The sequence below is a fragment of the Advenella kashmirensis WT001 genome (assembly GCF_000219915.2).
In the GTDB taxonomy this organism is placed as follows: Bacteria; Pseudomonadota; Gammaproteobacteria; order Burkholderiales; family Burkholderiaceae_B; genus Advenella; species Advenella kashmirensis.
The window spans coordinates 2,682,291-2,707,605 of the sequence record NC_017964.1; the positions used below are offsets into that span (position 1 = coordinate 2,682,291).

A 25,315-nucleotide genomic window follows, 5' to 3' on the forward strand; every position below is an offset into this window, starting at 1 on the left:
CTTAAGACAGAAACCAGCGACAGAAACTGTTCAGCGCGGTCCAGCGATGCCCGGATCTCGGGGCGGGCCGAATCGGTGCCGATGATCTGGCGCCCTTGGCCGGCCTGGCAGTCAGCCAGGTGCGCATTTGCGCGACTGCCTCGGCATCGCCGGCCATCAGCAGGGTTTCTTTGACCCGGCTGCCCGGCACCAGCAGCCCGGTGGCCTGCATGTCCGCTTCGTTCATCATCAGGCGCGGGGCGATGTTAACAAAGGCGACATTGCGATCGGGCTCATTTTCAATGATTGCCGACACCTGCAGTGTTTTCATGCCAACCCGCAACTGTGCCTCTGGCGAGGCCTGCAACTGGGCCAGCAATGCCGGGTCTACCCATACCGTGCCCGCCGGCGGAATGCGCTGTACAGCCTGCCGGTTCTGGCTGTTTGCCTCATCGCCCGCGCCCTGCAGCGTAACGGTGCCCTTTAGCGGATATCCCTCTGACACCACTTTGATGGAGGCCAGCCTGGACTGCTTGTCAAACGTTACCATGGAAGGAAATTGCCAGGTCTTGGCCGTTTGCAGCGCCATCGCGTGGGCCTGTTCGACCACCTCCGGCTCGATAGGCGTATCGGACTCGAACAACAGATCTGCGCCCAGCACCTGGCCGGCGTTGTCATTCAGACCCGAAGAGACGCGATCGGCCAGAAAACCCACACTGCAGACCGCAGTGACCGCCACCACCAGGCTAACGCCAGCAGACGCAACTCCCCCGACAACCAGTCGCGGCGGAACAGGCGCCATGCCATTTGCCATATTGCCAAGGGACCCAAAGTGTTCTCCTGAATGAAGGGATCTATTTCAACAGCAGCAATGCCACCGTCAGATACAAAACGCCGGCGAAGATAAGTTTGAGCGTACGCTCAGGTAGATAAAAAGCCAGGCGCACACCCTGACGGATCATCAGCATACCTCCCAGGGATAAGGCAATGCCTACCGTCCAGTCAGTATTACCGTGCCACGAATAGGTAATGAGTGCCACCAGTGTACCGGGAAGTATCATGGACAGCGCCATCGCCTGCGCCGAGGTCTGCCGAAACCGGTAGACCACCGTCATGACCGGCACCAGGATGAGCGAGCCACCTACGCCGAACAAGCCGCCAATGGCACCCGAAATAGAGCCCAGTATGACATATTGTATAAAGCCCATGCGCCGGGAAGGGCCGGTCTCGGCCGCCTCACGTTTTTTGCCCGTGCGCAGGGTTTGCCATACGTAGAACGTGGCTACCGACCCCAAAAACAGCGCAAACAGATTTCGCAGTACCACAGGACTCATGTCCTGCGCCACCAGCGCCGCCAGGTGAGTGGCCACGACGTTGGCGGCCACGCCGATAGCCACGCTACGAAAATCAATGGGCGAGCGCTTGTGATAATTGCGTAGTGTGAGCACCACATTGGATGCAATCATGAGCAGGGCCGTACCCTGGGCCAGTTGCTGCGGCATGGAAAAAACCAGCGCCAGCATCGGAATGGCGATCAACCCGCCGCCGATACCGACAATGGCGCCCACAAACCCAATGGCTGCCCCCAGCGAAACAAACAACAACAGATTCAGATACCAATCCATGCTTTCTCAATGTTAAACGGTTCGAGCCGGTCGCCATGCAGTGACCGCGCCCTCAAATGCTCATGTCAATGCGAGCAGACTGTGGGTTGCCAAACAGGCACCAGTGATCAGCCGCAAGCAGCGCCCTGATCCATCCGCCCGGCCAGCCCCGCTATCTGCTGCCATTTTCGGTCTCCAGCCGGGTATCGGCCGGCGTCGGGCGTCTGCGGTGACCATCTTGCGGATCACGCCGATGTCTAGCGAATTAGCTCCAGCACCTCGTCCAGGCGTGAGACAGCCTTGATTTCCAGTCCTTCTATCGGCTGTCTGGGCGCATTGTGCTTGGGAATCAGCGCCAGGCTGAAACCCAGCTTGGCTGCCTCGCGCAAGCGCTCCTGCCCGCGCGGCGCCGGACGCACTTCGCCGGCCAGCCCCACTTCGCCAAAGGCAATTAATCCTTTGGGCAAAGGCTTATTGCGCAACGAAGAAAGAATGGCCAGCAGCACGGGCAAATCAGTTGCGGTTTCGGTAATCCGGACGCCGCCCACTGCATTGACAAAAACATCCTGGTCGTAGGTTGCCACGCCCGCATGACGGTGCAATACCGCCAGCAGCATGGCCAGGCGACTGCCATCCACGCCCAGCGTCAGGCGTCGCGGATTGGGAACATGCGCGGTGTCGACCAGCGCCTGGATCTCGACCAGCAGCGGGCGACTGCCTTCCTGGGTCGCAACTACGCAGGAACCGGGTACATTGTCCGTGTGCTGCGACAGAAACAGCGCCGAAGGGTTGCTCACGCCCTTGAGTCCCTTATCCGTCATGGCGAACACGCCCAGCTCGTTCACCGCACCATAGCGGTTCTTGAAGGCCCGGATCAGGCGATAGGATGAGTCAGTTTCGCCCTCGAAATACAGGACCGTATCAACAATGTGCTCCAGGACACGAGGTCCGGCCAGTGTGCCGTCTTTGGTCACATGGCCGATCATGACCATGGCAACGCCGGTCTGCTTGGCAATGCGGGTCAGCTGCGCGGCGCATTCGCGCACCTGGGAGACCGACCCCGGAGCGGATGACAATTCTGCGGAATACAGTGTTTGTATGGAATCGATAACAGCAACGGCAGGCTTGTACTGCTGCAACACCGCCTGAATGCTTTCGAGCTGAATTTCGGCCACCAGTTGCACGGCGCCGGTAGCCAGATCCAGGCGCTTGGCACGCAGGCGACCTGCTCTGCGGATTCTTCGCCGGTAATATACAGCACCTGCGTGTGCAATGAGAGCGCCGCCAATGCCTGCAGCAACAGCGTTGACTTGCCGATACCCGGATCACCGCCGATCAACACCACGCCACCAGGCACCAGCCCGCCACCGAGCACCCGGTCAAATTCGGACAAACCTGTTGGCTGCCTGGGCGTGTCGCGCGCTTCAATATCGGCCAGATTGCGAACTGGCGCCGCTTCGGCCAGATGTGCATAACGGTTGGGCGCAGCCGGTGCACTGCCCCGCTCTACGGTTTCCACCATGGTGTTCCATGCCTGGCAATGAGGCACTGTCCCTGCCACTTGGCGCTGACGCCGCCGCACTCCTGACACACATACACCGTTTTTGCTTTTGCCATACTGCGCCTGATTCCCACTGCCCTGCAAGGGCTGTCATTAAATGAAAAAACTGCTGATGCAGCCACGTTACCGTTGCTGAAATGTATGATAAATACGGCTACCGGCGACACAATCGTTCCTGCTATCGGAACAGCTCGCAAACCGGATTCATCAAGGTCTTTGGTCACGATTCCCAAAAAAAGCCTGGTGCCGTGTTTGAAGATTGACGACGTTGCTGACGCACCTGACCAGACCACAATGAAGGCGTGAGAAGCCCTCTATAAGGATGCGCCGCCGTCTACACCCAGATTCTGGCCGGTAATATAAGCAGCCTCATCAGAGAGCAAAAAGGCCACCGCGGCCGCAACCTCTTCAGGACGCCCAAGGCGCTTCATGGGCACACGCGTAAGCAGTTGCTTTTCTTCTTCGCTGCCAGCCGGTTGCCCCTTGCGGAAAAACTCGGTTTCGATGGGGCCGGGCGAGACTGCATTGACGGTGATGCCATACTCGGCCAATTCCAGCGCCCAGGTTTTGGTGCAGCCGATCAAGGCCGCCTTAGAGGCCGAATAGCTGGTACGCCCGGCCTTGCCCCCTGCCGCGCGACTGGCAATATTGACTATCCGCCCTTCGCGCCGTACTTTCATTGACTCGACAAATGCCTGTGTCACCTGTACGGCCGCACGCAAGTTGACATCATAGGATTGATACAGCGAAGATAAATTGACTTCGCCCAGGTTTTCCGCCAGCACGATACCCGCATTGTTGACCACAGCATCTACCGGATATTTTTCGCGTATCATGCGCAGCATTTCTTCAGTATGGCCCGCATCGTTCAAATCGCACTGATACAAAAATCCCGGAAAATCAATATCACTGACCTGCCGGGCGATACCGACCACATGGGCACCAGCATCGCTCAGACGGCGGGTAATGGCCCAGCCAATACCCTTGGTCGCACCAGTTACAAGGACGCACTTATTTTTCAACGGATTCTCCTGAGTATTGAACATGGACCGGAACGCGTTGCGCCAGCGCGCACAGCAGTTCATAGGCAATTGTACCCGCGGCTGCGGCAACCTCATCGATATGCGGGCCGTTATTGCCCCAGAGGGTTACCCAGTCACCCACGGCAGCATCGGGAATCGGGTCCAGATCAACGGTGAGCATGTCCATTGACACGCGGCCCGCCAGCTCAGTTGCGACGCCGTTGACCCATGCCGGCGTACCGGACGGTGCGCTGCGTGGATAACCGTCGGCATAGCCACAGGCCACCACGCCAATGCGCATATCGCGCGTAGCGGTATAGGTTGACCCGTAACCCACGCTTTGCCCCTGCTTCACCTGCTGGATCGAGAGTAAACGCGCCTGTAGCGTCATGGTCTGGCGCAGTCCGAATTCTTCGCCGGTCGTATTGGCAAAGGGTGATGAGCCATACAAACAGATGCCGGGACGAACCCAGTTGTCTGCCGCACTGACAGCAAGCTGTGGATATCGCAACACGGCAGCCGAGTTGCACAGACTGATGCTGCCCTGGCATTGGCCCACCGTATCGCGAAAGACCGTTGCCGGCACATCGACCGCACCTTGTGCGCCGTCAGCATCGGCAAAATGCGTCATGAATCCAATGCGTCCCACCTTGCCTTGCTGCTGCAAGGCAAGCAAATCCTGATGCGCCTGGTCAAACTGCTGTGGCGCAAAGCCCAGCCGGTTCATGCCCGTATTGATTTTCAGAAAGACATCCAGCGGCCCGGCCAGGGTGCTGGCCTGCAGCATGCGGATCTGCTCGGGATGGTGAATGGTGCTGACCACCCGGTTCTTCTGCAGCAGCGGCAGATCGCGCGTCTCGAAAAACCCTTCGAGCATCAGCAACGGACCCTGCCAGCCAGCCTCGCGAGCACGCTCCGTTTCCTGCAGATCCAGCATGGCCAGCCCGTCGGCCTGCGCAAAGCCGCCAATGGCCGTTTCCAGCCCGTGGCCATAGGCATTGGCCTTGATCACGGCCCAGATATGCGTTGCGCCCATGGGCGCGGGCTGCGCGCCGTCTGCAGCCGTTACCGGGGCTTGCCGGGCATTGTCAAGGTACTGCCGTATAACGCTCAGATTGTGCGACATGGCCTGTTGTGATATCACTGCCCGGATGGGACGCGGCATGGTGTGGCTCCACTAGTCAATTTCATCGTACTTGAATGATCAGCGTAAATTATAATCATTGCATCATCACATTAGCGCGTATTCATGTCCGTCGATCATTATGAGAATTTCCCGGTAGCCTCAATATTGCTGCCCCGACGCCTGCGATCAGCGGTCACGGCCATTTATGCCTTTGCCCGACGCGCTGATGATATTGCCGACGAAGGCCAGGCCAGCGCCCAGGAACGCCTGGCTCAGCTCGATGCCTTTGACCAGGCTGTCGTTCAGTTGCAGGCCAGCGATTTTTCAGCAACGCATTTCGAGAATGTGCCGCAGTCCCTTTTTCTTGCCCTGCAACGTGAAATGCACCTGCACCAGTTACCGGTTGCACCCCTGCGCGATCTGCTGGTCGCTTTCCGCCAGGACGTGCGGCACCAGCCGTTTCAGAACGACACGGACCTGCTCGATTACTGCCGCTACTCTGCCAATCCGGTAGGCCGATTGCTGCTGCATCTGTACCGCGTGACAGACGAATCCTCGCTGCGACTATCGGATCATATCTGCAGCGCCCTGCAACTGATTAACTTCTGGCAGGATATCGCGATAGATACGCAACGCCATCGCTATTATCTGCCGGCTGACCGGCTTGCTGCCCACGGCATGACCCATGCGGACCTTGACAACCGGCAACTGAATCCGCGTTGGCCGCAGTTAATGCAGGAAAACACCGCATTTGCACGTAAAATACTGCTTGCCGGTGCACCGCTGTGCTCACGACTGCATGGCCGGCCAGGCCTGGAGCTGCGTATGATCGTCCAGGGTGGCATGCGCATACTGGAAAAAATTGACGCCGTTGCGGGCGACGTCTTTGACCACCGACCAACACTGAATAAAAAAGACTGGGCCCTGATTGTGTGGCGCAGCGTACGAAATAATTATTATGACACCTGACCAATATTGCCAAGAGAAAGCGGCGCGTAGCGGCTCGAGCTTTTACTACGCCTTTCTGTTTCTTCCTGCACAGCAGCGCCGGGCCATTACGGCCGTGTATGCGTTCTGCCGGGAGGTGGACGATGTTGTGGATGAATGTACCGATCCTTCGGTTGCCCGCATCAAGCTGGCCTGGTGGAGCAAAGAAATTAACGGCCTGTTCGAAGGACGGGCCGAACACCCGGTGGCGCAGGCGCTGCAACCGCACCTGAGCACTTTCGGGCTGCGCGAAGAGCAGTTCCAGGCGATCATCGACGGCATGCAAATGGATCTGGACCAGACTCGCTATATGGACTGGCCCGGCCTGCGCAAATATTGCTGGCATGTGGCCGGCGTGGTGGGCCAGCTGTCGGCACAGATTTTTACCTATCAGAACAGCGATACCCTGGCCTACGCAGAAAAGCTCGGTCTGGCATTGCAAATGACGAACATCATTCGCGACGTCGGCGACGATGCGCGACGCGGACGCATCTATCTGCCATTGATGACCTGCAGAAACATAATGTCAAGGCCGCCGATATTCTGAACAGCAAGCAAACCGACGATTTTCGCGCGCTGATGGCCTTTCAGACTGCCCGCGCACGCCAGCTCTACCAGGAAGCCGTTGAACTGCTGCACGAACAGGACCGCCGCGCACAGCGCCCCGGGCTGATGATGGCAGCTATCTACTACACCCTGCTATGTGAAATTGAAAAGGACGGCTGGCCGGTGCTGACCAGCCGCATTTCCCTGACGCCGCTGCGCAAGCTGATGATTGCCTGGAGAATCTGGGTGGGTGGCGGCAAGGGATTCATTCGTAAAATGCGAAAGCTGGATGTCCCTCAACGCTGATCACTCCCAGCCGCGTGTTGCCGTGGTAGGTGCTGGCTGGGCCGGCCTGGCCGCCGCCTTCACCCTCAAGCTTGCGGGATGGCACACCGAGGTGTTTGAACAATCGCCGGTGCTTGGCGGGCGCGCCCGCAAGGCAGTGATTGCACGCCGCGGCCTGGTGCTCGATAACGGCCAGCACCTGATGCTGGGGGCCTACCGCCACACTCTGGCACTCATGCAAGACATCGGCGTCGACAGCAACCATGCGCTGCTGCGGCTGCCGCTGCAATTGGCCACGCTGGATGGCGCCTTGCATCTGGCCGTCAATCCGGCCCATCCAGGACCACTTCGATTGCCCCTGGCGCTGCTTCGCATGAAGGGCCTGAGCCTTGGTGAGAAATACATCCTGTTCCGAACGCTATTGCAACTGCAATTGGGTGGCTGGCGTGTGGCGCCCGACACCACCGTCTTCGCCTGGCTGCAAAAACGGCGCCAGCCGAGCGCGCTGATCCACCTCTTCTGGGAGCCTTGTGCATTGCCACGCTCAATACGCCGATTGGCGATGCGTCAATGGCGCTGTTTGCCGTGGTGCTCAGGGATAGCTTGGCCGCAGGTGCACATGCCAGCGACCTGATTCTGCCACGCGTCGACCTGAGCGCCCTGTGGCCTGAAGTGCTGGCGCCACAACTTATGATTCATGCCAGCACGCCGGTGCTTGGCCTGAGTGCCGGGCCAGGCGGCTATCGACTGCACACGGCCAACCGGCCATCCATGCCACCGCGTCAGACGCAGGATCATGGTGAGATCGGGCATGATCCAGGCCATGAAGGCGGCCCCTTTTTCGATGCCGTGATCCTGGCCGCGCCAGCGGGCATGTGCCATCGCCTGCTGTCCGGGCTGCTGCCTAACCAGACGAATAACCGGACCGACGCCCCGATAACAGATGATCATATGCAACGCACCCCGCACATCGTTGATGACAAGCACCAGCCATCACTGGTTGAAAAACGTGCACTGCTTGAGCATTTGAATGCCTTTGAATACCACGCCATTGCCACCTTGACTGTGTTCCTGGAGCACGCCTTTCCCCTGCCCGGCTGCATGTATATGCTGAAGGAAAATCGCCAGGCCGGGCACGACGGGCAGTGGCTATTTAACCGCAGCCGGTTCATGCATCCCGATGCCGCCACTGGATCTATGGACAACGCCTCCGCCATTGCGGCAACACCGGATACTAGTAATAGCCACTTTCCAAATAACCGCTGGCCCCATGCCATTTCAATTGTCATAAGCCATGCCGACCATCTGATCGGCATGGAGCGCGACGCAATTGCCCATGCGATCCTCTCCCAGGTTCGCGACCAATTGCCCGCCGGCATAACGCTGCCGCCTGTCACCGGTTTCGAACTGATCATGGAAAAGCGAGCGACGTTTGCAGCCACCCCTGGCTGATCCGGCCTGACAGTGTAACGCCCTGGCCTGGCCTGTTTCTGGCCGGTGACTGGACCGATACCGGCTATCCTGGCGTACTCGAAGGTGCGGTTATGAGCGGGCTGGCTGCGGCGCAGGCAGCCCAGGCGTCGTTAGCCAGCAGAACCAAACCTGTAACAGATTGATGACCCCACGGCCTTCTTGGCCGCGTCATCGCACGGACGCTGGCAGCCCTTTCAGCGGCTATCGGTTTCTGAAAGTGCTTATAAGTTTAGAGGTAACTTACTTTTCGTCTTATGGTTTGGTTTCCTGCGGCCGCATCACCCCGGCAGGCACGGTATTGCCTGCCGCAGGCCTGGGGGTTACAAGGATAGGCACAAAACGGTAAAGGTACAGGCCGAACGCGACAATCCACGCCGCGGCCGACAGATTCAACATGGGCAAGGCGAACGCGGGCAGCATTAATGCGACCAGGCGCGCCACCGTCGCGATGACGACCAGGATATAACTGCTGACCATCAGGCGGTCTGCTTGAGGGGACGACCCGTATGCCCCAGTGCTGTGCGCGTTATCATGCCGATAATCATGATGGAGAAGCCGCCCATGGCAATGACATGCATATATACAGCCTGTCGCGCCAGCAAAAATGGGCGCCATCCCACAAAATAGCAGGCGGCCAGCAGCAGGCCGATGCCCAGGAAAAACCAGGCAAGATACAGCACCCACAACAATGGCACGCGAACCACTTCTAGCGGTTTCCATTGAACCAATTGATATAGGGCAATGCCACCCGCAACCGCCGCTCCCATGGCAAGCACATAGTCTTGTTGCAGGACAACGGCCAGGATTGCCACAACGCAGGCAACCAGTTGCACCTGCCCGGCGCGTTCATGCGCAGGAATGTCCAGACCGGCAATCGCCCGGGTAGCAAAAAACGGAATCACGCGTCGCGCAATGAGCAAGGTAATAAACACCATGCAAAGAATGCCAACGCGCAACACCTCGATCAGCAGCAACGCCTGGCCCTGTGCCACTGCCAGCAGAAACAGAAGATTGCTCAGTCCAAGTACCAGTACGGCCCATGGCAGGATGTAGTTGCGTTTATTCCTGGCTTTGAAAATCACGCGCCAGAGCGCTACGGCCGCAATCAGATAAAAAAGCGTATCGCCCACGACTCCCAGCACAAATGCCGCCTGCCCTGGCATCAAAAATGCCAGGCGTGCCACCAGCCAGCATAGTGCCAGCACACCCAACGCCGTTCCCTTCAGCGGATTAGTACCGGTCCAGGTGGCGCTGGCGGTAGTCAGAAAACCAACAGCGATAGTGGCCACAAAGCCCCATAACATCTCATGCGCATGCCACCAGACGCCGCTCAATCGCCCGGTTAACAAATGGGGAGTAAAAATCCAGATCGCAATCGAAATGAGCGCCCAGGCAGCGCCGCATATATACAAGGGACGAAACCCGAGAGACAGAAATGCAGAAAGGGAAAAACGCGATTGCGCAGAAGTGGGGGCTTGCATGATAAACCGTACCGGACAGAGCAAATAATATGCATATTATATACATATTTTATAAAAACACCGCCCTGCTCATCCGCTATGTTTGCTCAAAGTCAAGCACGTACAAAGTACAAAGCAGATATTGCCAAAAAGCCGCCGTGGTTGGGGCATGAACCGGCGTGCTGATACACCTTTTATATTTGAATGCGAATGGCAAGGCACAATCGCGGCGCGCGGGATGATGGGCATCACCATGCACGCGACGCAGGCCGTTTCGTATAAAAGCAGGTTCGTTGCCTGGGTCCGTAAAAAAAGGCCGACCCAGCGGATCGACCTTTGTTTTACTTGCGGGACACTGGCCAGTACCCAGGCCAATGTGACAGTGAACCGTCGGCTGCCCCATGTCTGATCAGAGCAATGCCCGCGCCTTGATGTAATCGCGTATGGACTCCACATCATTGTCCATAATGACCACTTTCTGCGGCAAATCTGCCAGCGACTTCAGATGGTCAGGAACGGGGGCCTGCTGGCCGGTGGCTTCCAGAATAGTCTCGCCAAACTTGGCTGGCAACGCGGTTTCCAGAACCAGCATTGGAATGCCGTCTTCGACGAATGCCTGGGCGACCTTCACACCATCGGCCGTATGCGGGTCGATCAGAATGCCGGCTTGCTCTTGCACCTGGCGGATCGTTTCCAGGCGATCCGCATGCGTGCTGCTGCCACCGACGAAACCGAACTCTTCGGTAAAACGCAATTTTTCTGCAGACAGGTCAAATGCCCCTTCCTGCTCCAGTTTTTTCCAGGTTGCAGCCAGCCGTTTGGCGTCGCGCCCCAACAGGTCGAATACAAAACGCTCGAAATTGGACGCCTTGGAAATATCCATGGACGGGCTGGAAGTAGCAAGGGTTTCGGCGCTGACGCGGGGACGATAAACACCTGTACGGAAAAACTCTTCCAGCACATTGTTCTCGTTGGTTGCCAATACCAGGCGATGAATGGGAAGCCCCATCTGGCGCGCGAAATGGCCGGACAAAATATTGCCGAAATTGCCCGATGGCACCGTGAACGATACCTTGTAACCGGACACGTCGGTACCGGTGCCGGCCGCAGCATCGGTGCTGCGCAGCCACGCCCAGAAGTAATATACAATCTGCGCGCAGATACGAGCCCAGTTGATGGAATTGACCGCACCAAGATGGTAACTGGTCTTGAACGAGACATCGCCGGCCAACGCCTTGACGATATCCTGGCAATCATCGAATACGCCTTTGACCGAAATATTATGAATATTTTCGTCCATCAGCGAATACATCTGGGCACGCTGAAAGGCGCTCATGCGTCCATGTGGCGACAGCATGAAAACAGACACGCCCAGCTTGCCGCGCATGGCGTACTCCGCCGCAGAGCCGGTATCGCCCGAGGTGGCGCCCAGAATATTCAACTTGCGACCTTCGCGCGCCAGCACAAACTCAAAAACCTGCCCCAGAAACTGCATGGCCAGATCCTTGAACGCCAGCGTGGGACCTTCGGACAGGCCCACCAGCGTCATTGATTTGCCCAGCGGTTTAAGCGGCACAATCTCGCTGCCCGAGAAAACCGATTCGTTATAGGCCGCCTTGCAGATGCGTTCCAGGTCGGTACGCGAAATATCGTCAATGTAAAGGCTCAATATTTCCGTGGCCAGCTCCGCATAAGAGAGCGAGCGCCACAGTTCGAGCTGCTTGGCACTGACCGAAGGAATGCTCTCGGGCACCGCAAGGCCCCCGTCGCGTGCCAGCCCTTCGAGAAGAATTTCGGAAAATGAAACCGGGCTCATGCCGCCACGGGTTGAAATGTATTTCATTATTGCTCCGTTATTCCGGCATCATGCGCCGGACACAAGAAGACACGACCCTGCTGCTTGCGGTCGTGCCGGTCAGATCAGTCAATCCAGATGTTCCAGGCGGATGCGCGTAATGGACGAATGCACGAAAGGCATAGCTTCAATGGTTTTGATCGCCGTATTGACATCGCCTTCGCGGGCCTCGTGTGTCAGGAAAATAATAATGGCGCGGTTTTCTCCATCCTGTTCCTGCATCATAGAATTGATGGAAATCTGATGGTCCGCCAGGATCCGGGTCAGATCGGCAAGCACGCCGGAACGGTCTTCCACAGACAGGCGCAGATAATAACAAGTGCGCACGTCTTCCATCTTCAGGATCGGCGTGTCTGACAGTGCGCTCGGCTGGAAGGCCAGATGGGGAACGCGATTGCCAGGATCGGACGTATGCAGGCGGGTCACATCGACCAGATCGGCCACCACCGCCGAGGCCGTGGCTTCGGACCCTGCGCCGGGACCATAATACAGCGTATCGCCCACTGCATCGCCATTGACAACTACCGCGTTCATGGCGCCTTCTACATTGGCAATCAACCGTTTGGTCGGCACCAGGGCCGGATGCACCCGCAGCTCGATACCCTGGTCGCGACGTCGCGTAATGCCCAGCAGCTTGATGCGATAGCCCAGCCGTTCCGCATAGACAATATCCTGCTGGTCCAGGTCGGTAATACCTTCGATATACGCCTTGCTGAACTGAATGGGAATACCAAATGCCAGGGATGCCATCAAGGTCAGTTTATGCGCCGCGTCGATACCCTTGACATCGCCCGCAGGATCGGCTTCGGCATAACCCAGTTGCTGAGCCTGTGCCAGCACGGTGTCGTAAGGCAAGCCGTGCTCGCGCATTTGCGACAGAATGAAATTGGTGGTGCCGTTGATAATACCGGCAAGCCACTGGATACGGTTGGCGGTCAGGCCCTCGCGAATCGCCTTGATAATCGGGATGCCGCCAGCCACCGCGGCCTCGAATGCCACCATGACGCCTTTCTTGCTGGCCAGGGCAAATATTTCGTTGCCGTGCAGGGCGAGCAAGGCTTTATTGGCCGTGACCACATGCTTGCCGTTTTCAATCGCGGTGAGCACCAGCTCACGGGCCAGCGTGGTGCCGCCGATCAGTTCCACGACAATATCCACCTCGGGATCGGCCACCAGACCAGCCATATCATTGCTGACCGGCACTTTGTCACCGAACACGGCCACCGCTTTGGCCGGCGTACGCGTAGCCACTTTGGACACCACGATCTGGCGTCCGGCGCGCCGTGATATTTCCTCTGCATTGCGCGTCAACACCGCGTAGGTGCCACTGCCTACAACCCCAAAACCTAATAAACCTACCTTCATTGGATTCATTTTTTCAGGAACCCGTCTTTTTTGAACATTTCTTTAATTCCTCTGATTGCCTGGCGCGTACGCTGTTCGTTCTCGATCATGGCAAAACGCACATGATCGTCACCCAGATCACCAAAACCGATACCGGGCGATACCGCCAGCTTGGCATCGGCCAGCAGTTTTTTGGAAAATTCCAGTGATCCCATTGCCTTGTAGGGCTCAGGAATTTCGGCCCAGATGTACATGGCCGCCTTGGGAATCTCCACCATCCAACCGGCTTCGTGCAGCCCTTTGACCAGTACATCGCGGCGGTTTTTATAGTGCGCAACCACTTCGGCCACGCACTCCTGCGGGCCTTCCAGGGCAGCAATGGAAGCCACCTGTATCGGTGTGAACGTCCCGTAATCGTGGTAGCTTTTCATGCGGGCCAGCGCATTGACCAACTCGGCGTTACCCACCATGAAGCCGACCCGCCAGCCAGCCATATTGTAGCTTTTACTCATGGTAAAAAACTCGACCGCCACATCCTTGGCGCCCGGCACCTGCATAATCGACGGCGGCTGGTAGCCATCGAACGTAATGTCGGCATAGGCCAGATCGTGCACCACCAGAATATCGTGCTCTTTGGCCAGCTTGATCACCCGTTCGAAAAACGGCAGATCAACGCATTGCGCCGTGGGATTGCTGGGAAAGCCCAGAATAATCATTTTCGGCTTGGGAATGGACTCGCGCACAGCCCGCTCGATTTCCTCGAAGAAATCCAGCCCTTTTTTCATGGGTATGGAGCGAATATTGGCGCCGGCGATGACCGCGCCGTATATATGGATGGGATAGCTGGGATTGGGTACCAACACCGTGTCGCCTTATCGAGCGTGGCCAGCATCAGGTGCGCCAGGCCTTCCTTGGATCCGATGGTGACAATGGCTTCGCGGTCCGGGTCCAGAATGACGTTATAACGGCGTGAATACCAGTCTGCAATCGCCTTGCGCAGGCGCGGAATGCCCTTGGATACCGAATAACCATGGGTATCGGGACGAATGGTCGCCTCTACCATTTTATCCACGATATGCTTGGGTGTCGGCCCGTCCGGGTTACCCATGGACATGTCGATAATGTCTTCGCCACGTCGGCGCGCCGCCATTTTCAGCTCACCGGTAATGTTGAACACATAGGGAGGGAGCCTTTCTATACGTGGGAAGTTTCTCATGACGGACCTGGAATAAGTGAAGGAACAGATTTAGGGTGAAACCAGTAAATCTAGCCTATATAAGACCAGACGGCAAACGATTTTGCCTGTGCACAAAAAAAATTTGCAATGGCCGTGTCATTGCAGTACAAAAAAAGCTGGGATTGGGGCCTTGCCGAACCTGCGGCTGCCCCAAAGACAGCAACGCCGCAAGCGCCTGCCATATCCCTGGTCTCATATCACAACGTGCAACCTGCTGCACCCACGTAGCGCAAAATATCGCAGGACCACTATCACATATATGAAATACAGTTAGAATAAGATAAACGCACAAGGAGTCTTTGTGGAACTGAAAAGAGAACAGCCAACCGCATTAAATACGGTCACCCGCTATGGGGACCACTTCATCGAAGTCAATGAAGTCAAATATACCCATGCCATTGCGTTTCGCCCTGAAGGTGCTGTCCGCCCGTGGAACGTGACCGCTGTCAGCGACATTACAACAGATCAGCTGATTCTGGCTGCAGACATCCGAAAGGTTGAAGGCAGCGCCATCGATTTTCTTGACGACGCCCCCACCACTAAATTTGAGAACACACCTGAAATACTGCTTGTGGGAACCGGCACACACCAGCACTTTCTGCCCGCAGCAGTGACCGCGCCGCTGCTTGCGGCACGCGTGGGCATTGAAGCCATGGATTCAAAGGCCGCGGCACGCACCTATAATGTACTGATGGCAGAAGGCCGCAATGTTGCTGTGGCGCTCATGCTCAGCGAAGGAGAATAAAATGACCAGTCCCCCCACCATCGGCAAGAAAGCGCCGGCATTCAAGGCCGAGAGTCAGCTTGGTCCGGTCTCCCTGACTGCACTGGAAGGCAAAAATGTCGTGCTGTATTTTTATCCCAAGGACAACACTCCGGGATGCACCACAGAAACCCAGGGTTCCGGGATGCGCTGAGCGATTTCGAAAACGAAAACACCGTCATCCTGGGAGCCTCGCGCGATTCGCTCAAAAGCCACGAAAATTTTGCCGCCAAGCAAAATGTGCCCTTTGCCCTGTTGTCCGACGCCGACGAAGCCTTATGTACACAATACGACGTGATCAAGATGAAGAACATGTACGGCAAACAGGTACGTGGAATTGAACGCAGCACCTTTCTGATCGACAGCACGGGCAAGCTTGTGCAGGAGTGGCGAAAAGTAAAGGTGCCAGGCCATGTTGATGCCGTCCTTGAAGCAGTGCGCACCCTGAATGCCGCGCAACAGGATTAGTCCCACCCGGCCCTGCGGGGTACCCTTTTCCATGGCGCAACCGCCCATGGAACAACAGCCATGTGAGAAACTATCTATGCCACTTCCAAAGCTGCCTGCCAAACCTGCCGACATCCTGGATATGACGGGAATGCCGGTTCCAAAAGCCTCCAGGGAAGACACCGCGACCGCGGCGCCCCGTGGACGCAAGCGTCAGAAGCAGGATCAACCCGGCACTGTGGCAAGCGCCGACGCAGCCAATGCAACAGACTACGCCCAGGATGCCGCAAATACGGCACCGGCCGGCGTTGCTGTGCCTGCCGATACGATCGAGCCGGCACAGACCCGGGAGGCTGCCAAGCAAGCGCAGCAACAAGCGCACCGCAGCGCGCGAACAGGCCGATACCAAAGGCCGTCGCACCACCACGGCGCGTCGCGCCGACGCAGGTACCGGTACCGCACCGGCCGGCGGCAAATCGGGCAGCACACGCGGTGCGCCGGTCCGGGCGGTAAACACGGCCGGCAACAACGGCTTGTCCAAGCTCTTTGTTCTGGACACCAATGTACTGCTGCATGACCCCACATCGATCTTCCGCTTTGAAGAGCATGATATTTTCCTGCCCATGATGACGCTGGAAGAACTGGACCATCATAAGAAAGGCATGACCGAAGTGGCGCGCAACGCACGCCAGGTCAGCCGCTCGCTGGACGCGCTGGTAGCCGAGACTGAAGATATCCTTACGGGCATGCCGCTGGATGCACTGGGCAACAAGGATGCCACCGGCCGCCTGCTGTTTCAGACGCAGAATATGGAAGGCCGGCTGCCGGTAGACCTGCCCAACGGCAAGGCCGACAATATGATTCTTGGCGTGGTGCAAACCCTGCATCGCGAACAGCCACAACGCCAGATCATACTGGTCTCCAAAGACATCAATATGCGCCTGAAGGCGCGGGCGCTGGGTCTGGAGGCCGAAGACTACCTGAACGATCATTCGCTGGAAGACTCCGACCTGCTTTATGACGGGGCCATGCTGCTGCCGAACAATTTCTGGGCCAAACACGGCAAGGATGTCGAATCCTGGATACAGGGCGGCACCACCTTCTACAAGATCAAGGGGCCACTGTGTGCCGACTTCGTGGTCAACCAGTTCGTCTATCTTGAAGGCGACTCGCCGCTGTACGCCCAGGTGCGTGAGGTCAACGGGAAAACAGCCGTGCTGGCCACCTTGCGCGACTATACCCACAAGAAAAACAATGTCTGGGGCGTCACGGCACGCAACCGCGAACAGAATTTCGCACTCAACTTGCTCATGAATCCGGATATTGACTTTGTCTCCCTACTGGGCCAGGCCGGCACCGGCAAGACCCTGCTGGCGCTTGCCTGCGGGCTGACTCAGGTGCTGGAAACCAAGCGCTACACTGAAATCATCATGACCCGGGTAACCGTGCCGGTGGGTGAAGACATCGGGTTTCTGCCAGGCACCGAAGAAGAAAAAATGCAGCCCTGGATGGGTGCGCTCGAGGACAACCTGGAGTTTCTCAATACCGGCACCAAGAATGATGGCTCATCCGGTGAATGGGATCGCAGCGCCAGCAAGGAGGTGGTCAAATCGCATATCAAGATCAAGTCGCTCAACTTCATGCGCGGGCGCACTTTCCTGAACAAATATCTGATTATCGATGAAGCGCAGAACCTGACGCCCAAGCAGATGAAAACGCTGATTACGCGGGCCGGCCCGGGCACCAAGATTATTTGCCTTGGCAATATCGCGCAGATTGATACTCCCTACCTGACCGAAGGCAGTTCAGGCCTGACCTATGTCGTCGACCGCTTCAAAGGCTGGCCACATTCCGGGCATATTACGCTGCAAAAAGGCGAACGTTCGCGCCTGGCCGATTATGCCGGAGACGCGCTGTAACCCGGCTCGGCCAATCTTATTGAAAGACAAAGGCCGGCGACATTCCCAAATAGGGGGGCGCCGGCCTTTTTATTTTTTGGAAAAAAGAATACATTACTTAAAGTTCAAGCTGATTTTACCTAATGTCCGTTTCTTGGCCCACGCGCGGTCAGCAAACCCTGCGCCGAACCAACACATCGGCCCGCAAGCCAGGTAAATCAAGCACTGCGAGTAAATGACCAAAGGCCGGCGCATGCATTTGCCACCTCAAAAGTGCAGCATATATTGCGCCCTTACTGCCACCACGCGCGTGGTCCGGGATGAATCCCATGCAGGATTGAGTACAATGGCCGCACTATTTAATTCTTAACGTAGATACACGTAATGTCCCAGTCCCTGCTTCGTTTCCTGAAAATCGACCGTTTCACCCTATTGTTGATCGTCGCGGTTGTTATTGCATCTGTATTACCTGCGCATGGCCGTGGCATGCCTGTCGCTGAGCTGGTCACCAATCTGGCCATTGCACTGCTATTTTTCCTGCATGGCTCGCGCCTGTCGCGCCAGGCGATCATTGCCGGCGCCACCCACTGGCGGCTGCATCTGGTGATATTTTCCTGCACGTTCATTCTGTTTCCGCTGTTAGGTGTCGTTCTGCGGCCAGTACTGGAACCCATGCTGACACCGGATCTGTACAAGGGTGTTATCTATCTGTGCGTGCTGCCGGCCACCGTACAGTCGGCTATCGCGTTCACCTCCATCGCCCGCGGCAATATTCCGGCCGCCGTATGCAGCGCCTCCTCCTCCAGCATATTGGGCATTTTCATCACGCCCATGCTGGTCAATTTGCTGATTGCCGATAGCAACGCTACAGCAGACTCACACCAGGCACTGGAAGCCATTTGGCAGATTACCCTGCAACTGCTGGTGCCTTTTGCACTGGGTCACTTCAGTCGTCCCTGGACCTCGGGGTTTATCGGCCGGCATGGTTCGCTCATGAAGTTTGTAGATCAGGGTTCCATTCTGCTGGTAGTGTATGTTGCCTTTTCCGAGGCGGTCAATGAAGGCCTCTGGCAGAAAACGCCAATAGGTGCGCTAATTGCGGTTGTGATTGCCAGTGTTCTGTTGCTGGCCATTGTGCTGGTTCTGACGTCACTGATCGGTCGCCTGATGGGCTTTTCACTGGAAGACCGTATCACACTTGTATTTTGCGGATCGAAAAAGAGTCTGGCCAGCGGCCTGCCCATGGCGCAGGTGTTGTTTGCCGGTCAGGCGGTAGGCGCCATTATTTTGCCGCTCATGATCTTTCATCAGATCCAGCTGATGGTATGCGCTGTCATCGCCGCCAAACTGGGCAAGCGACCAGAAGAGATTCCGGTTGACCAGGACGACGAGACCTTGCTCAAAAAACCGGTATAACCAAGCGCGGCAGGAAAGGACATAGCTCACAGCGCCTGGCGCATGAGCGTACATAAAAAACAAAGGGGCAGGACCGGCAACATGCAGGCCCTGCCCCTTTTGCTTTTTTATTCTGCGATAAAACTGTCGCCCGGGCCGGCGTAATTCATAAACTTGGTAAATTCGCCGGCAAATGTCAGCCGAACCGTACCAATGGGGCCCGCACGCTGCTTGCCGATAATGACTTCGGCAGAGCCTTTATCCTGGCTGTCCGGGTGATACACTTCATCACGATAAATAAACAGAATCAGGTCGGCGTCCTGCTCAATCGCGCCCGATTCACGCAAGTCACTCATGATGGGCCGCTTGTTGGTGCGTTGCTCGAGGCCCCGGTTCAACTGCGACAATGCGATAACGGGACACTCCATCTCCTTGGCCAGGGTTTTGAGTGAACGGCTGATTTCAGAAATTTCGGCAGTCCGGTTATCATTTTTGGACAGGGCGTTGCCCGACATGAGCTGCAAGTAATCGACCACGATCAGGCCCAGCTTGCCGCACTTGCGCTTTAGCCGGCGCGCACGTGAGCGCAGTACCAGCGGGCTTAGCGCCGGGCTTTCATCAATATAGATCTGCGCTTCCTGCAACAATTGCATGGCGTGAGTCAGCTTGGGCCAGTCCTCATCCAGCAGCCTGCCGGTACGCATGCGCTGCTGATCCAGCTTGCCGATAGAGCCAATCATCCGGGCTGCCAGCTGCGTGGCCTCCATCTCCATGGAAAATACCGCGACAGGCAAGCCTTCGTCAATTGCGACGTGTTCAGCAATATTCATGGAAAACGACGTTTTACCCATGGCCGGCCGACCGGCCACGATGATCAGCTGACCCGGATGCAAACCCGTCGTCTTGCGGTCAAGGTCGACAAAACCGGTAGGAATGCCGGAGACATCACCGTGATTGCCATCACCCAGCTCTTCGATCCGCTTCAGAACGTCGACCAGCAAATCGCCCACTTCCTTGAATTCGCTACCCGAAGACGAGCCCTCGGACACTTGCAAGATACGCGTTTCAGCCTCATCAAGCAGCTGACGCGCTTCTTTTCCCCTGGGGTTGAGCGCCTCGGATGCAATTTCATCGGCAAACGTCACCAGCTTGCGCAGGATCGCCCGCTCACGAACAATTTCAGCATAGCGAATAATGTTCGCTGCTGAGGGCGTGTTGCGCGTCAGCGCATCCAGATAAGCCAGTCCGCCGATTTCGTCCGACTTGCTCTCGAGCACCAGCGATTCGTGCACGGTGATGACGTCGGCCGGACGGTCCAGATTGATCAATTTACAGATATGCTGAAATAACAGGCGATGGTCATGACGATAGAAATCATCCTCATTGAGCAGACCGCTGATATTTTCCAGTTGCGCATTGTCTATGAGCAATCCGCCAAGCACGGATTGTTCCGCCTCAACCGAATGAGGTGGCAGGCGCAGGGAATCCAGTTGAGGATCAGGAGCATTCATGGCAGGGTAAACCGGGAAATGGATAGCGTGATGATCTGTGGCAGCCAGAAGCAGCAGCAAAACAGGATCAAAACGACACAGACAAAGATGTCATTATACGCAGTTCGCCGCCCTGGCGTGAGGGGGTGTTCTGTAAAAACAAAGAGCCGGATAAACCGGCTCTTTGGTGTACTGCTACAGCGATAAAAGCAAATGAATTACACCATTTCGCCTACAACATTGACAGTGATGTCAGACACCACGTCAGCGTGCAAATAAACCTGTACAGGATACTCGCCAACCGCTTTGAGCGCGCCGTCAGTCAGGCGAACCTGGCTTTTTTCGATGCCTTCAAAACCAGCGGCGACCAGACCAGCTGCGATGTCCATATTGGTCACAGAACCGAACAGACGGCCATCTACACCAGCCTTCTGGCCGATTTGCAATGTGTAACCATTGAGTTTCTCAGCCTGAGCCTGGGCAGCTGCCAGTTTTTCAGCCTGGACTTTTTCCAGTTCTGCGCGACGGGCTTCAAACTCGGCGATGGCAGCTTGTGTTGCACGGCGGGCTTTTTTCTGCGGAATCAGAAAGTTGCGAGCATAGCCGTCTTTTACACGAACCACTTCACCCAGGTTGCCGACATTGACAATTTTCTCGAGAAGAATAACTTGCATGATGGTTTTCCTGATTAGTTGTGGTTATCTGTGTACGGCAACAGAGCCAGAAAGCGTGCACGCTTGATGGCGGTGTCCAGTTGGCGCTGGTAGTGCGCTTTGGTGCCGGTCAGACGTGCAGGAATGATTTTGCCTGTTTCTGTGATGAAATCACGCAGGGTATCGATATCTTTGTAGTCGATCTCTTCGACGCCGGCTGCCGTGAAGCGGCAGAATTTCCGGCGTTTGAACAATGGATTTTGCTGAGGAAACTTACTGCGTTTATCCTTGCCTTTTTTCATGAAAGCCATGATATTGCCTTTTATGTATGCGAGGGCCTGACCCTCTGAATTTCAATAGTGAGCGTACCGCTCAGTCCGTTATGCCAGGATGCCTGGTGATGGCGTTGGGTCCGTTGTGTTTGCTCCGCCGGGAAATTGAGCCTGCTGGATATGTAACACCAACCGGCTTGAATTTTTCCTTGTCGGCGCCAGAAATCCGCGTACGCGCATTTCGGCTCCCAGTGGCAATGAGGCCAGTTTCTGTCCCCATTGGCCGATGGCCTTGGCCGGAATCGTCATTTGGACGAGCCGCGGCAGACCGGCTTCAATCACTTCGGACTCATGCGTCAGGATCAGATCCAGCACCGGCAGTCCTGCCGGAGTATGCCTGAGGACGCCCATTTCAAGTATGCGGGCCTGCAGGCTAAGCTGGTTCATATTGATGCCTGGCGCAATGCGCCATTAACCTGCGTTTTCCTGTTCTGATGTCTGTTCGGTAGTTGCCTTGCGGGCTTCTTCACGCTCAACAGATTTCATCATCACTGACGCGCCGGTATGAGGCTTGCTAGCTTGATAACCAGGTGACGCAGTACGGCGTCGTTGTAGCGGAACGCATGCTCAAGCTCATCCAATGCAGCTTGTGAGCATTCGATATTCATGCAGACATAGTGAGCTTTGACCAGTTTCTGGATTGGGTAAGCCAATTGACGGCGACCCCAGTCTTCAAGACGGTGTACGGTACCACCGTCAGTTGTTACCGTTGCCTGGTAACGTTCGATCATTGCGGGCACCTGCTCGCTCTGATCCGGGTGAACAATAAACACTACTTCGTAGTGACGCATAGATAACTCCTTGTGGAATGTCCGCCAATAGGCTATTTGCATTGACGGCCAACTGTACATGACAGGCAGCGCAACACAGAACACCAAATCGCGGGGGGCAGCCCGCCGACACTACTGGTTGCGCAATTGGCATGCCGGCGGCATTGTCATTGTTCTAATGGGTAAACACCCAAATCAACAAGCAAATGACCACAAACATGCCCGCAACCCCGTACCGGAGCGAGCAAGAAACCGTAGACTATAACACGAAAAAAGCAAAAAAACCACCGAAGGTGGTCTTTTTTACACGCCAAGATGCTGATTTACCACTGTTTTTTTCAAGGCGACGTTTGCGCCCGGCCAACCAGCGGCCGGATGTCGCAAATCACCCGATAGTGGCATCAACGCGACTAACCTTCTACCACTGCGTAGGCGCTATGGTTATGGATAGACTCGAAATTCTCGGCCTCAACCCTGTAACTGACAACACCGGGTAGCTTCTGGAATACCGCAGCGACATCGCGCACCAGTCTTCGACGAACTTCGGATTGTCATAGGACCTTTCGGTCACATATTTTTCGTCAGTGCGCTTGAGCAACCCCCACAGCTCGCAGGAGCCCTGCGCCTCGATACGCCGGATCAGATCATCCAGTTCATAGTGCTGCTCGGCGATCAGGCTGACCGTGACGTGAGAGCGCTGGTTATGTGCCCCGTATTCGGAAATCGCCTTGGAGCACGGACACAGGCTCATGACCGGCACCAGCACAGTCTGCTCAACGACGGCCTGCGTCCCTTGCGCCCGGGCCACCCAGGTGACCTGATAGTCCATCAGCTTTCCACGCCGGACACCGGCGCCGTCTTATTGATGAAATAGGGGAAGGTTGCCGTAATATCACCCTTTTCGGCATGCAGCAGCGGCAGCATTTCAAGCGCCATGGCCCGGAATGTTTCGGCCGTCATGGGCCGGTTTCGCCAGGTGTTAAGCAGCGCCATGAAACGGGACATATGTGTGCCCTTTTCGTGTGCCGGCAGCATCACCGTAAACGTCCATTCAGCAATGGTCGCCTGCACCGAGCCGTCAGCCAGTTGCAGCACCATAGGCTGCTTGACCTGCCGGATACCCACGCGCTGTATAGTGATATGTCGCTCATCCAGCGTACTTTGCACATCGGGCATCAGCACCGACGGTTCAATTTGTGAATTCATTTATTCGCTCTATATTTATTTATCAGCCGGCGACTGTCCGAAACGCCGGGCGATCGCCTGCTCTATTCCTGCTGCATCCAGTCCGACACCGGCCAGAAGACCCGCCTGGTCGCCATGATCAATAAAAACATCCGGCAACCCTAACTGCAGCAGATCGCAACACAGGCCATTGGCATGCATCAGCTCGGCCACTGCACTGCCTGCGCCACCCATGATGGCGCCCTCTTCCACGGTAACCAGTTGCTGGTGAGACTGCATCAACGCCAGCAGCAACGTATCATCCAGTGGTTTGACAAACCGCATATCCACCAGCGTCGCATTGAGTTTTTCCGCGACCGGCGCAGCAGCATGCAACAACGTACCAAAGGCCAAAATAGCCAGCTTTTCACCCTTGCGCCGCAGCACGGCCTTGCCCAGCTCAACCACATCCAAAGCGCTTGTTACCTGCGCGCCGGATCCGCTACCTCGCGGATACCTGACAGAAGCCGGGCCAGCATGCTGGTAACAGGTAGACAGCAGCAAGCGGGTTTCGTTCTCATCGGAAGGCGTGGCTATAACCATATTGGGCACACATCGCAAAAATGCAATATCGTAATTGCCGGCATGTGTCGCCCCGTCAGCGCCCACCAGTCCTGCCCGGTCCAGCGCAAAGGTGACATCCAGATTCTGCAGGCCACGTCGTGAATGAACTGGTCGTAGCCGCGCTGCAGGAATGTCGAGTAAATGGCCAGCACCGGCTTGAGCCCTTCGCAGGCAATGCCCGCGGCAAACGTGACCGAATGTTGTTCGGCAATACCGACATCAAAATACCGCTGCGGAAACCGTTTTTCAAACTCGACCAGCCCGCTACCTTCGCGCATGGCGGGGGTGATTCCAATCAGGCGCGAATCCTGCGCGGCCATATCGCAAAGCCAGGCGCCAAACACCTGGGTAAAAGTCTGTTTACCCGGCTTGGCCGGCTTCTGGATACCCAGTTCAGGATCAAACTTGCCGGGTCCGTGGTACAGCACCGGATCGGCTTCAGCCAGTTTGTAGCCCTGACCTTTTTTGGTTATAACATGCAGAAACTGCAAGCCGCCCAATTCCCTTAAATTCTGAAGGGTTGGAACCAGGGAATCCATATCGTGACCATCAATGGGCCCTACATAATTGAAACCCAGCTCCTCAAACAGCGTCGCCGGGCTGATCATGCCCTTGGCATGCCCTTTGACGCGTCGGGCAATGTCCAGCATGGGCGCAGGCATATGCTCCAGCACGGCACGCCCAACGTTCTTGGCATCGCGATACAGCCCGCCGGACAATAGTCGCGCCAGATAGCGGTTGAGGGCGCCAACCGGTGGCGAAATGGACATATCGTTGTCGTTCAGGATCACCAGCACATTGACGCCTGGCGTCACGCCTGCATTGTTCAGCGCCTCGAAGGCCATGCCTGCAGTCATGGAACCGTCGCCGATCACCGCGATATGCTGCCGATCGATATTCAGGTTCCTGGACGCAACGGCCATACCCAGCACCGCCGAGATGGACGTTGACGAATGTGCAGTGCCGAACGCGTCATATTCTGACTCGCAGCGACGCGGAAAACCCGAAATGCCGCCATGCTGGCGCAGTCCCGGCATATCCCCGCGCCTGCCGGTCAGTATCTTGTGCGGATACGACTGATGCCCGACATCCCAGACAACCCGATCATGCGGCGTATTGAATACATGATGAATGGCCAGCGTAAGCTCTACCGTACCCAGATTGGATGACAAATGGCCGCCCGTGCGCGATACGGAATCCAGAATGAAGGCCCGCAGCTCGGTCGCCGCCATCTTCAGTTGATGCTGGCTGAGTCTGCGCACATCGGCGGTGAATCAAGTGTATCTAGTAACTTTGTCAT

At 56.5% G+C, this 25,315-nt stretch carries 18 protein-coding genes and 8 pseudogenes; 9 read left to right on the forward strand and 17 right to left on the reverse strand.

Going from position 1 to position 25,315, the window contains the following annotated elements; genetic code table 11:
• Position 1: 1 nt before the first annotated feature.
• From TKWG_RS12590 to alr, 5 genes and pseudogenes are all read right to left on the reverse strand, one after another.
• Positions 2–781: an ABC transporter permease gene (locus tag TKWG_RS12590; RefSeq protein WP_014751196.1), complete on the reverse strand. Its 780-nt coding sequence runs from the start codon at positions 779–781 to the stop codon at positions 2–4.
• Positions 782–833: 52 nt separating this feature from the next.
• Complete coding sequence (locus tag TKWG_RS12595; protein WP_014751197.1) at positions 834–1,604, reverse strand: sulfite exporter TauE/SafE family protein; 771 nt, start codon at positions 1,602–1,604, stop codon at positions 834–836.
• A gap of 236 nt (positions 1,605–1,840) precedes the next feature.
• Positions 1,841–3,200 (reverse strand): annotated as a pseudogene (radA, locus tag TKWG_RS12600) (DNA repair protein RadA).
• A gap of 258 nt (positions 3,201–3,458) precedes the next feature.
• Positions 3,459–4,166 carry an SDR family oxidoreductase gene (locus tag TKWG_RS12610; protein WP_014751198.1) on the reverse strand — a complete coding sequence of 236 codons (708 nt, stop codon included), beginning with the start codon at positions 4,164–4,166 and terminating at the stop codon, positions 3,459–3,461.
• Positions 4,156–5,331, reverse strand: a complete 1,176-nt coding sequence (gene alr / locus TKWG_RS12615) for an alanine racemase (protein ID WP_014751199.1) — start codon at positions 5,329–5,331, stop codon at positions 4,156–4,158. Before alr ends, TKWG_RS12610 begins: the two co-directional genes overlap by 11 nt.
• An 84-nt stretch (positions 5,332–5,415) precedes the next feature.
• Here alr and hpnC point away from each other — a divergent pair, with 84 nt between their 5' ends.
• The 5 genes and pseudogenes from hpnC (at position 5,416) to TKWG_RS27165 (ending at position 8,726) form a co-directional block, all read left to right on the forward strand.
• A complete protein-coding gene (gene hpnC, locus TKWG_RS12620) occupies positions 5,416–6,261 on the forward strand; it encodes a squalene synthase HpnC (protein WP_014751200.1) in 846 nt (281 codons plus the stop codon).
• A pseudogene (gene hpnD, locus TKWG_RS12625) lies at positions 6,251–7,131 on the forward strand (presqualene diphosphate synthase HpnD). The gene hpnC and the pseudogene hpnD overlap by 11 nt, the downstream one beginning before the upstream one ends.
• Positions 7,115–7,744 carry an NAD(P)-binding protein gene (locus TKWG_RS12630; protein WP_014751201.1) on the forward strand — a complete coding sequence of 210 codons (630 nt, stop codon included), beginning with the start codon at positions 7,115–7,117 and terminating at the stop codon, positions 7,742–7,744. The pseudogene hpnD and the gene TKWG_RS12630 overlap by 17 nt, the downstream one beginning before the upstream one ends.
• A complete protein-coding gene (locus TKWG_RS25025) occupies positions 7,681–8,562 on the forward strand; it encodes a hypothetical protein (protein WP_238534166.1) in 882 nt (293 codons plus the stop codon). The genes TKWG_RS12630 and TKWG_RS25025 overlap by 64 nt, the downstream gene beginning before the upstream one ends.
• The gene (locus tag TKWG_RS27165) at positions 8,562–8,726 is read left to right on the forward strand and encodes an FAD-dependent oxidoreductase (RefSeq protein WP_407636928.1); all 165 of its coding nucleotides are present in this window, start codon (positions 8,562–8,564) and stop codon (positions 8,724–8,726) included. Before TKWG_RS25025 ends, TKWG_RS27165 begins: the two co-directional genes overlap by 1 nt.
• Before the next feature lie 109 nt (positions 8,727–8,835).
• Here the strand turns inward: TKWG_RS27165 and TKWG_RS12635 are convergent.
• The 4 genes and pseudogenes from TKWG_RS12635 to alaC all read right to left on the reverse strand — a co-directional run bounded on the left by TKWG_RS12635 (position 8,836) and on the right by alaC (position 14,392).
• Positions 8,836–10,064, reverse strand: a pseudogene (locus TKWG_RS12635) (NnrS family protein).
• Between the two features lie 388 nt (positions 10,065–10,452).
• Positions 10,453–11,886 carry a threonine synthase gene (thrC, locus tag TKWG_RS12645; protein WP_014751206.1) on the reverse strand — a complete coding sequence of 478 codons (1,434 nt, stop codon included), beginning with the start codon at positions 11,884–11,886 and terminating at the stop codon, positions 10,453–10,455.
• A gap of 81 nt (positions 11,887–11,967) precedes the next feature.
• Complete coding sequence (locus tag TKWG_RS12650; protein WP_014751207.1) at positions 11,968–13,272, reverse strand: homoserine dehydrogenase; 1,305 nt, start codon at positions 13,270–13,272, stop codon at positions 11,968–11,970.
• A pseudogene (gene alaC / locus TKWG_RS12655) lies at positions 13,269–14,392 on the reverse strand (alanine transaminase). Before alaC ends, TKWG_RS12650 begins: the two are co-directional and overlap by 4 nt.
• Positions 14,393–14,780: 388 nt before the next feature.
• On the opposite strand from alaC, the gene TKWG_RS12660 reads away from it, so the two are divergent.
• The 4 genes and pseudogenes from TKWG_RS12660 (at position 14,781) to TKWG_RS12675 (ending at position 19,003) form a co-directional block, all read left to right on the forward strand.
• On the forward strand, positions 14,781–15,224 hold the full coding sequence (locus TKWG_RS12660; RefSeq protein ID WP_014751208.1) for an Mth938-like domain-containing protein: 444 nt from the start codon (positions 14,781–14,783) through the stop codon (positions 15,222–15,224).
• A gap of 1 nt (position 15,225) precedes the next feature.
• Positions 15,226–15,710, forward strand: a pseudogene (locus TKWG_RS12665) (peroxiredoxin).
• A 239-nt stretch (positions 15,711–15,949) separates the two neighbouring features.
• Complete coding sequence (locus TKWG_RS12670) at positions 15,950–17,608, forward strand: PhoH family protein (RefSeq protein WP_238534167.1); 1,659 nt, start codon at positions 15,950–15,952, stop codon at positions 17,606–17,608.
• A gap of 363 nt (positions 17,609–17,971) precedes the next feature.
• Positions 17,972–19,003, forward strand: coding sequence for a bile acid:sodium symporter family protein (locus TKWG_RS12675; protein WP_014751212.1), 1,032 nt, complete (start codon positions 17,972–17,974; stop codon positions 19,001–19,003).
• A 107-nt stretch (positions 19,004–19,110) separates the two neighbouring features.
• Here TKWG_RS12675 and dnaB read toward each other — a convergent pair whose 3' ends face one another.
• The 8 genes and pseudogenes from dnaB to dxs form a co-directional block, all read right to left on the reverse strand.
• Entirely contained in the window at positions 19,111–20,493 is a 1,383-nt protein-coding gene (gene dnaB / locus TKWG_RS12680) for a replicative DNA helicase (RefSeq protein ID WP_014751213.1), read from the reverse strand.
• Positions 20,494–20,690: 197 nt separating this feature from the next.
• Positions 20,691–21,146, reverse strand: coding sequence for a 50S ribosomal protein L9 (gene rplI, locus TKWG_RS12685; protein ID WP_014751214.1), 456 nt, complete (start codon positions 21,144–21,146; stop codon positions 20,691–20,693).
• Between the two features lie 14 nt (positions 21,147–21,160).
• Positions 21,161–21,436 (reverse strand): 30S ribosomal protein S18, encoded by a 276-nt coding sequence (gene rpsR / locus TKWG_RS12690; RefSeq protein WP_014751215.1) that lies wholly within the window; start codon positions 21,434–21,436, stop codon positions 21,161–21,163.
• A gap of 69 nt (positions 21,437–21,505) precedes the next feature.
• A complete protein-coding gene (priB, locus tag TKWG_RS12695; RefSeq protein WP_014751216.1) occupies positions 21,506–21,844 on the reverse strand; it encodes a primosomal replication protein N in 339 nt (112 codons plus the stop codon).
• A 24-nt stretch (positions 21,845–21,868) separates the two neighbouring features.
• Positions 21,869–22,248, reverse strand: a pseudogene (rpsF, locus tag TKWG_RS12700) (30S ribosomal protein S6).
• A 389-nt stretch (positions 22,249–22,637) separates the two neighbouring features.
• Positions 22,638–23,433 (reverse strand): annotated as a pseudogene (folE2, locus tag TKWG_RS12705) (GTP cyclohydrolase FolE2).
• Between the two features lie 15 nt (positions 23,434–23,448).
• Positions 23,449–23,859 (reverse strand): transketolase C-terminal domain-containing protein, encoded by a 411-nt coding sequence (locus TKWG_RS27170; RefSeq protein WP_407636929.1) that lies wholly within the window; start codon positions 23,857–23,859, stop codon positions 23,449–23,451.
• A 93-nt stretch (positions 23,860–23,952) separates the two neighbouring features.
• Positions 23,953–25,247 (reverse strand): annotated as a pseudogene (gene dxs / locus TKWG_RS12710) (1-deoxy-D-xylulose-5-phosphate synthase); the annotation flags it as partial.
• Positions 25,248–25,315 lie beyond the last annotated feature (68 nt).

Bases quoted from the DNA above. Each gene is read 5' to 3' on its own strand.
- TKWG_RS12590 (WP_014751196.1), bottom strand. From the start codon at position 781: ATGGCGCCTGTTCCGCCGCGACTGGTTGTCGGGGGAGTTGCGTCTGCT.
- TKWG_RS12595 (WP_014751197.1), bottom strand. From the start codon at position 1,604: ATGGATTGGTATCTGAATCTGTTGTTGTTTGTTTCGCTGGGGGCAGCC.
- alr (WP_014751199.1), bottom strand. From the start codon at position 5,331: ATGCCGCGTCCCATCCGGGCAGTGATATCACAACAGGCCATGTCGCAC.
- hpnC (WP_014751200.1), top strand. From the start codon at position 5,416: ATGTCCGTCGATCATTATGAGAATTTCCCGGTAGCCTCAATATTGCTG.
- TKWG_RS12630 (WP_014751201.1), top strand. From the start codon at position 7,115: ATGTCCCTCAACGCTGATCACTCCCAGCCGCGTGTTGCCGTGGTAGGT.
- TKWG_RS25025 (WP_238534166.1), top strand. From the start codon at position 7,681: ATGGCGCTGTTTGCCGTGGTGCTCAGGGATAGCTTGGCCGCAGGTGCA.
- thrC (WP_014751206.1), bottom strand. From the start codon at position 11,886: ATGAAATACATTTCAACCCGTGGCGGCATGAGCCCGGTTTCATTTTCC.
- TKWG_RS12650 (WP_014751207.1), bottom strand. From the start codon at position 13,272: ATGAATCCAATGAAGGTAGGTTTATTAGGTTTTGGGGTTGTAGGCAGT.
- TKWG_RS12670 (WP_238534167.1), top strand. From the start codon at position 15,950: ATGCAACAGACTACGCCCAGGATGCCGCAAATACGGCACCGGCCGGCG.
- TKWG_RS12675 (WP_014751212.1), top strand. From the start codon at position 17,972: ATGTCCCAGTCCCTGCTTCGTTTCCTGAAAATCGACCGTTTCACCCTA.
- dnaB (WP_014751213.1), bottom strand. From the start codon at position 20,493: ATGAATGCTCCTGATCCTCAACTGGATTCCCTGCGCCTGCCACCTCAT.
- rplI (WP_014751214.1), bottom strand. From the start codon at position 21,146: ATGCAAGTTATTCTTCTCGAGAAAATTGTCAATGTCGGCAACCTGGGT.
- rpsR (WP_014751215.1), bottom strand. From the start codon at position 21,436: ATGGCTTTCATGAAAAAAGGCAAGGATAAACGCAGTAAGTTTCCTCAG.
- priB (WP_014751216.1), bottom strand. From the start codon at position 21,844: ATGAACCAGCTTAGCCTGCAGGCCCGCATACTTGAAATGGGCGTCCTC.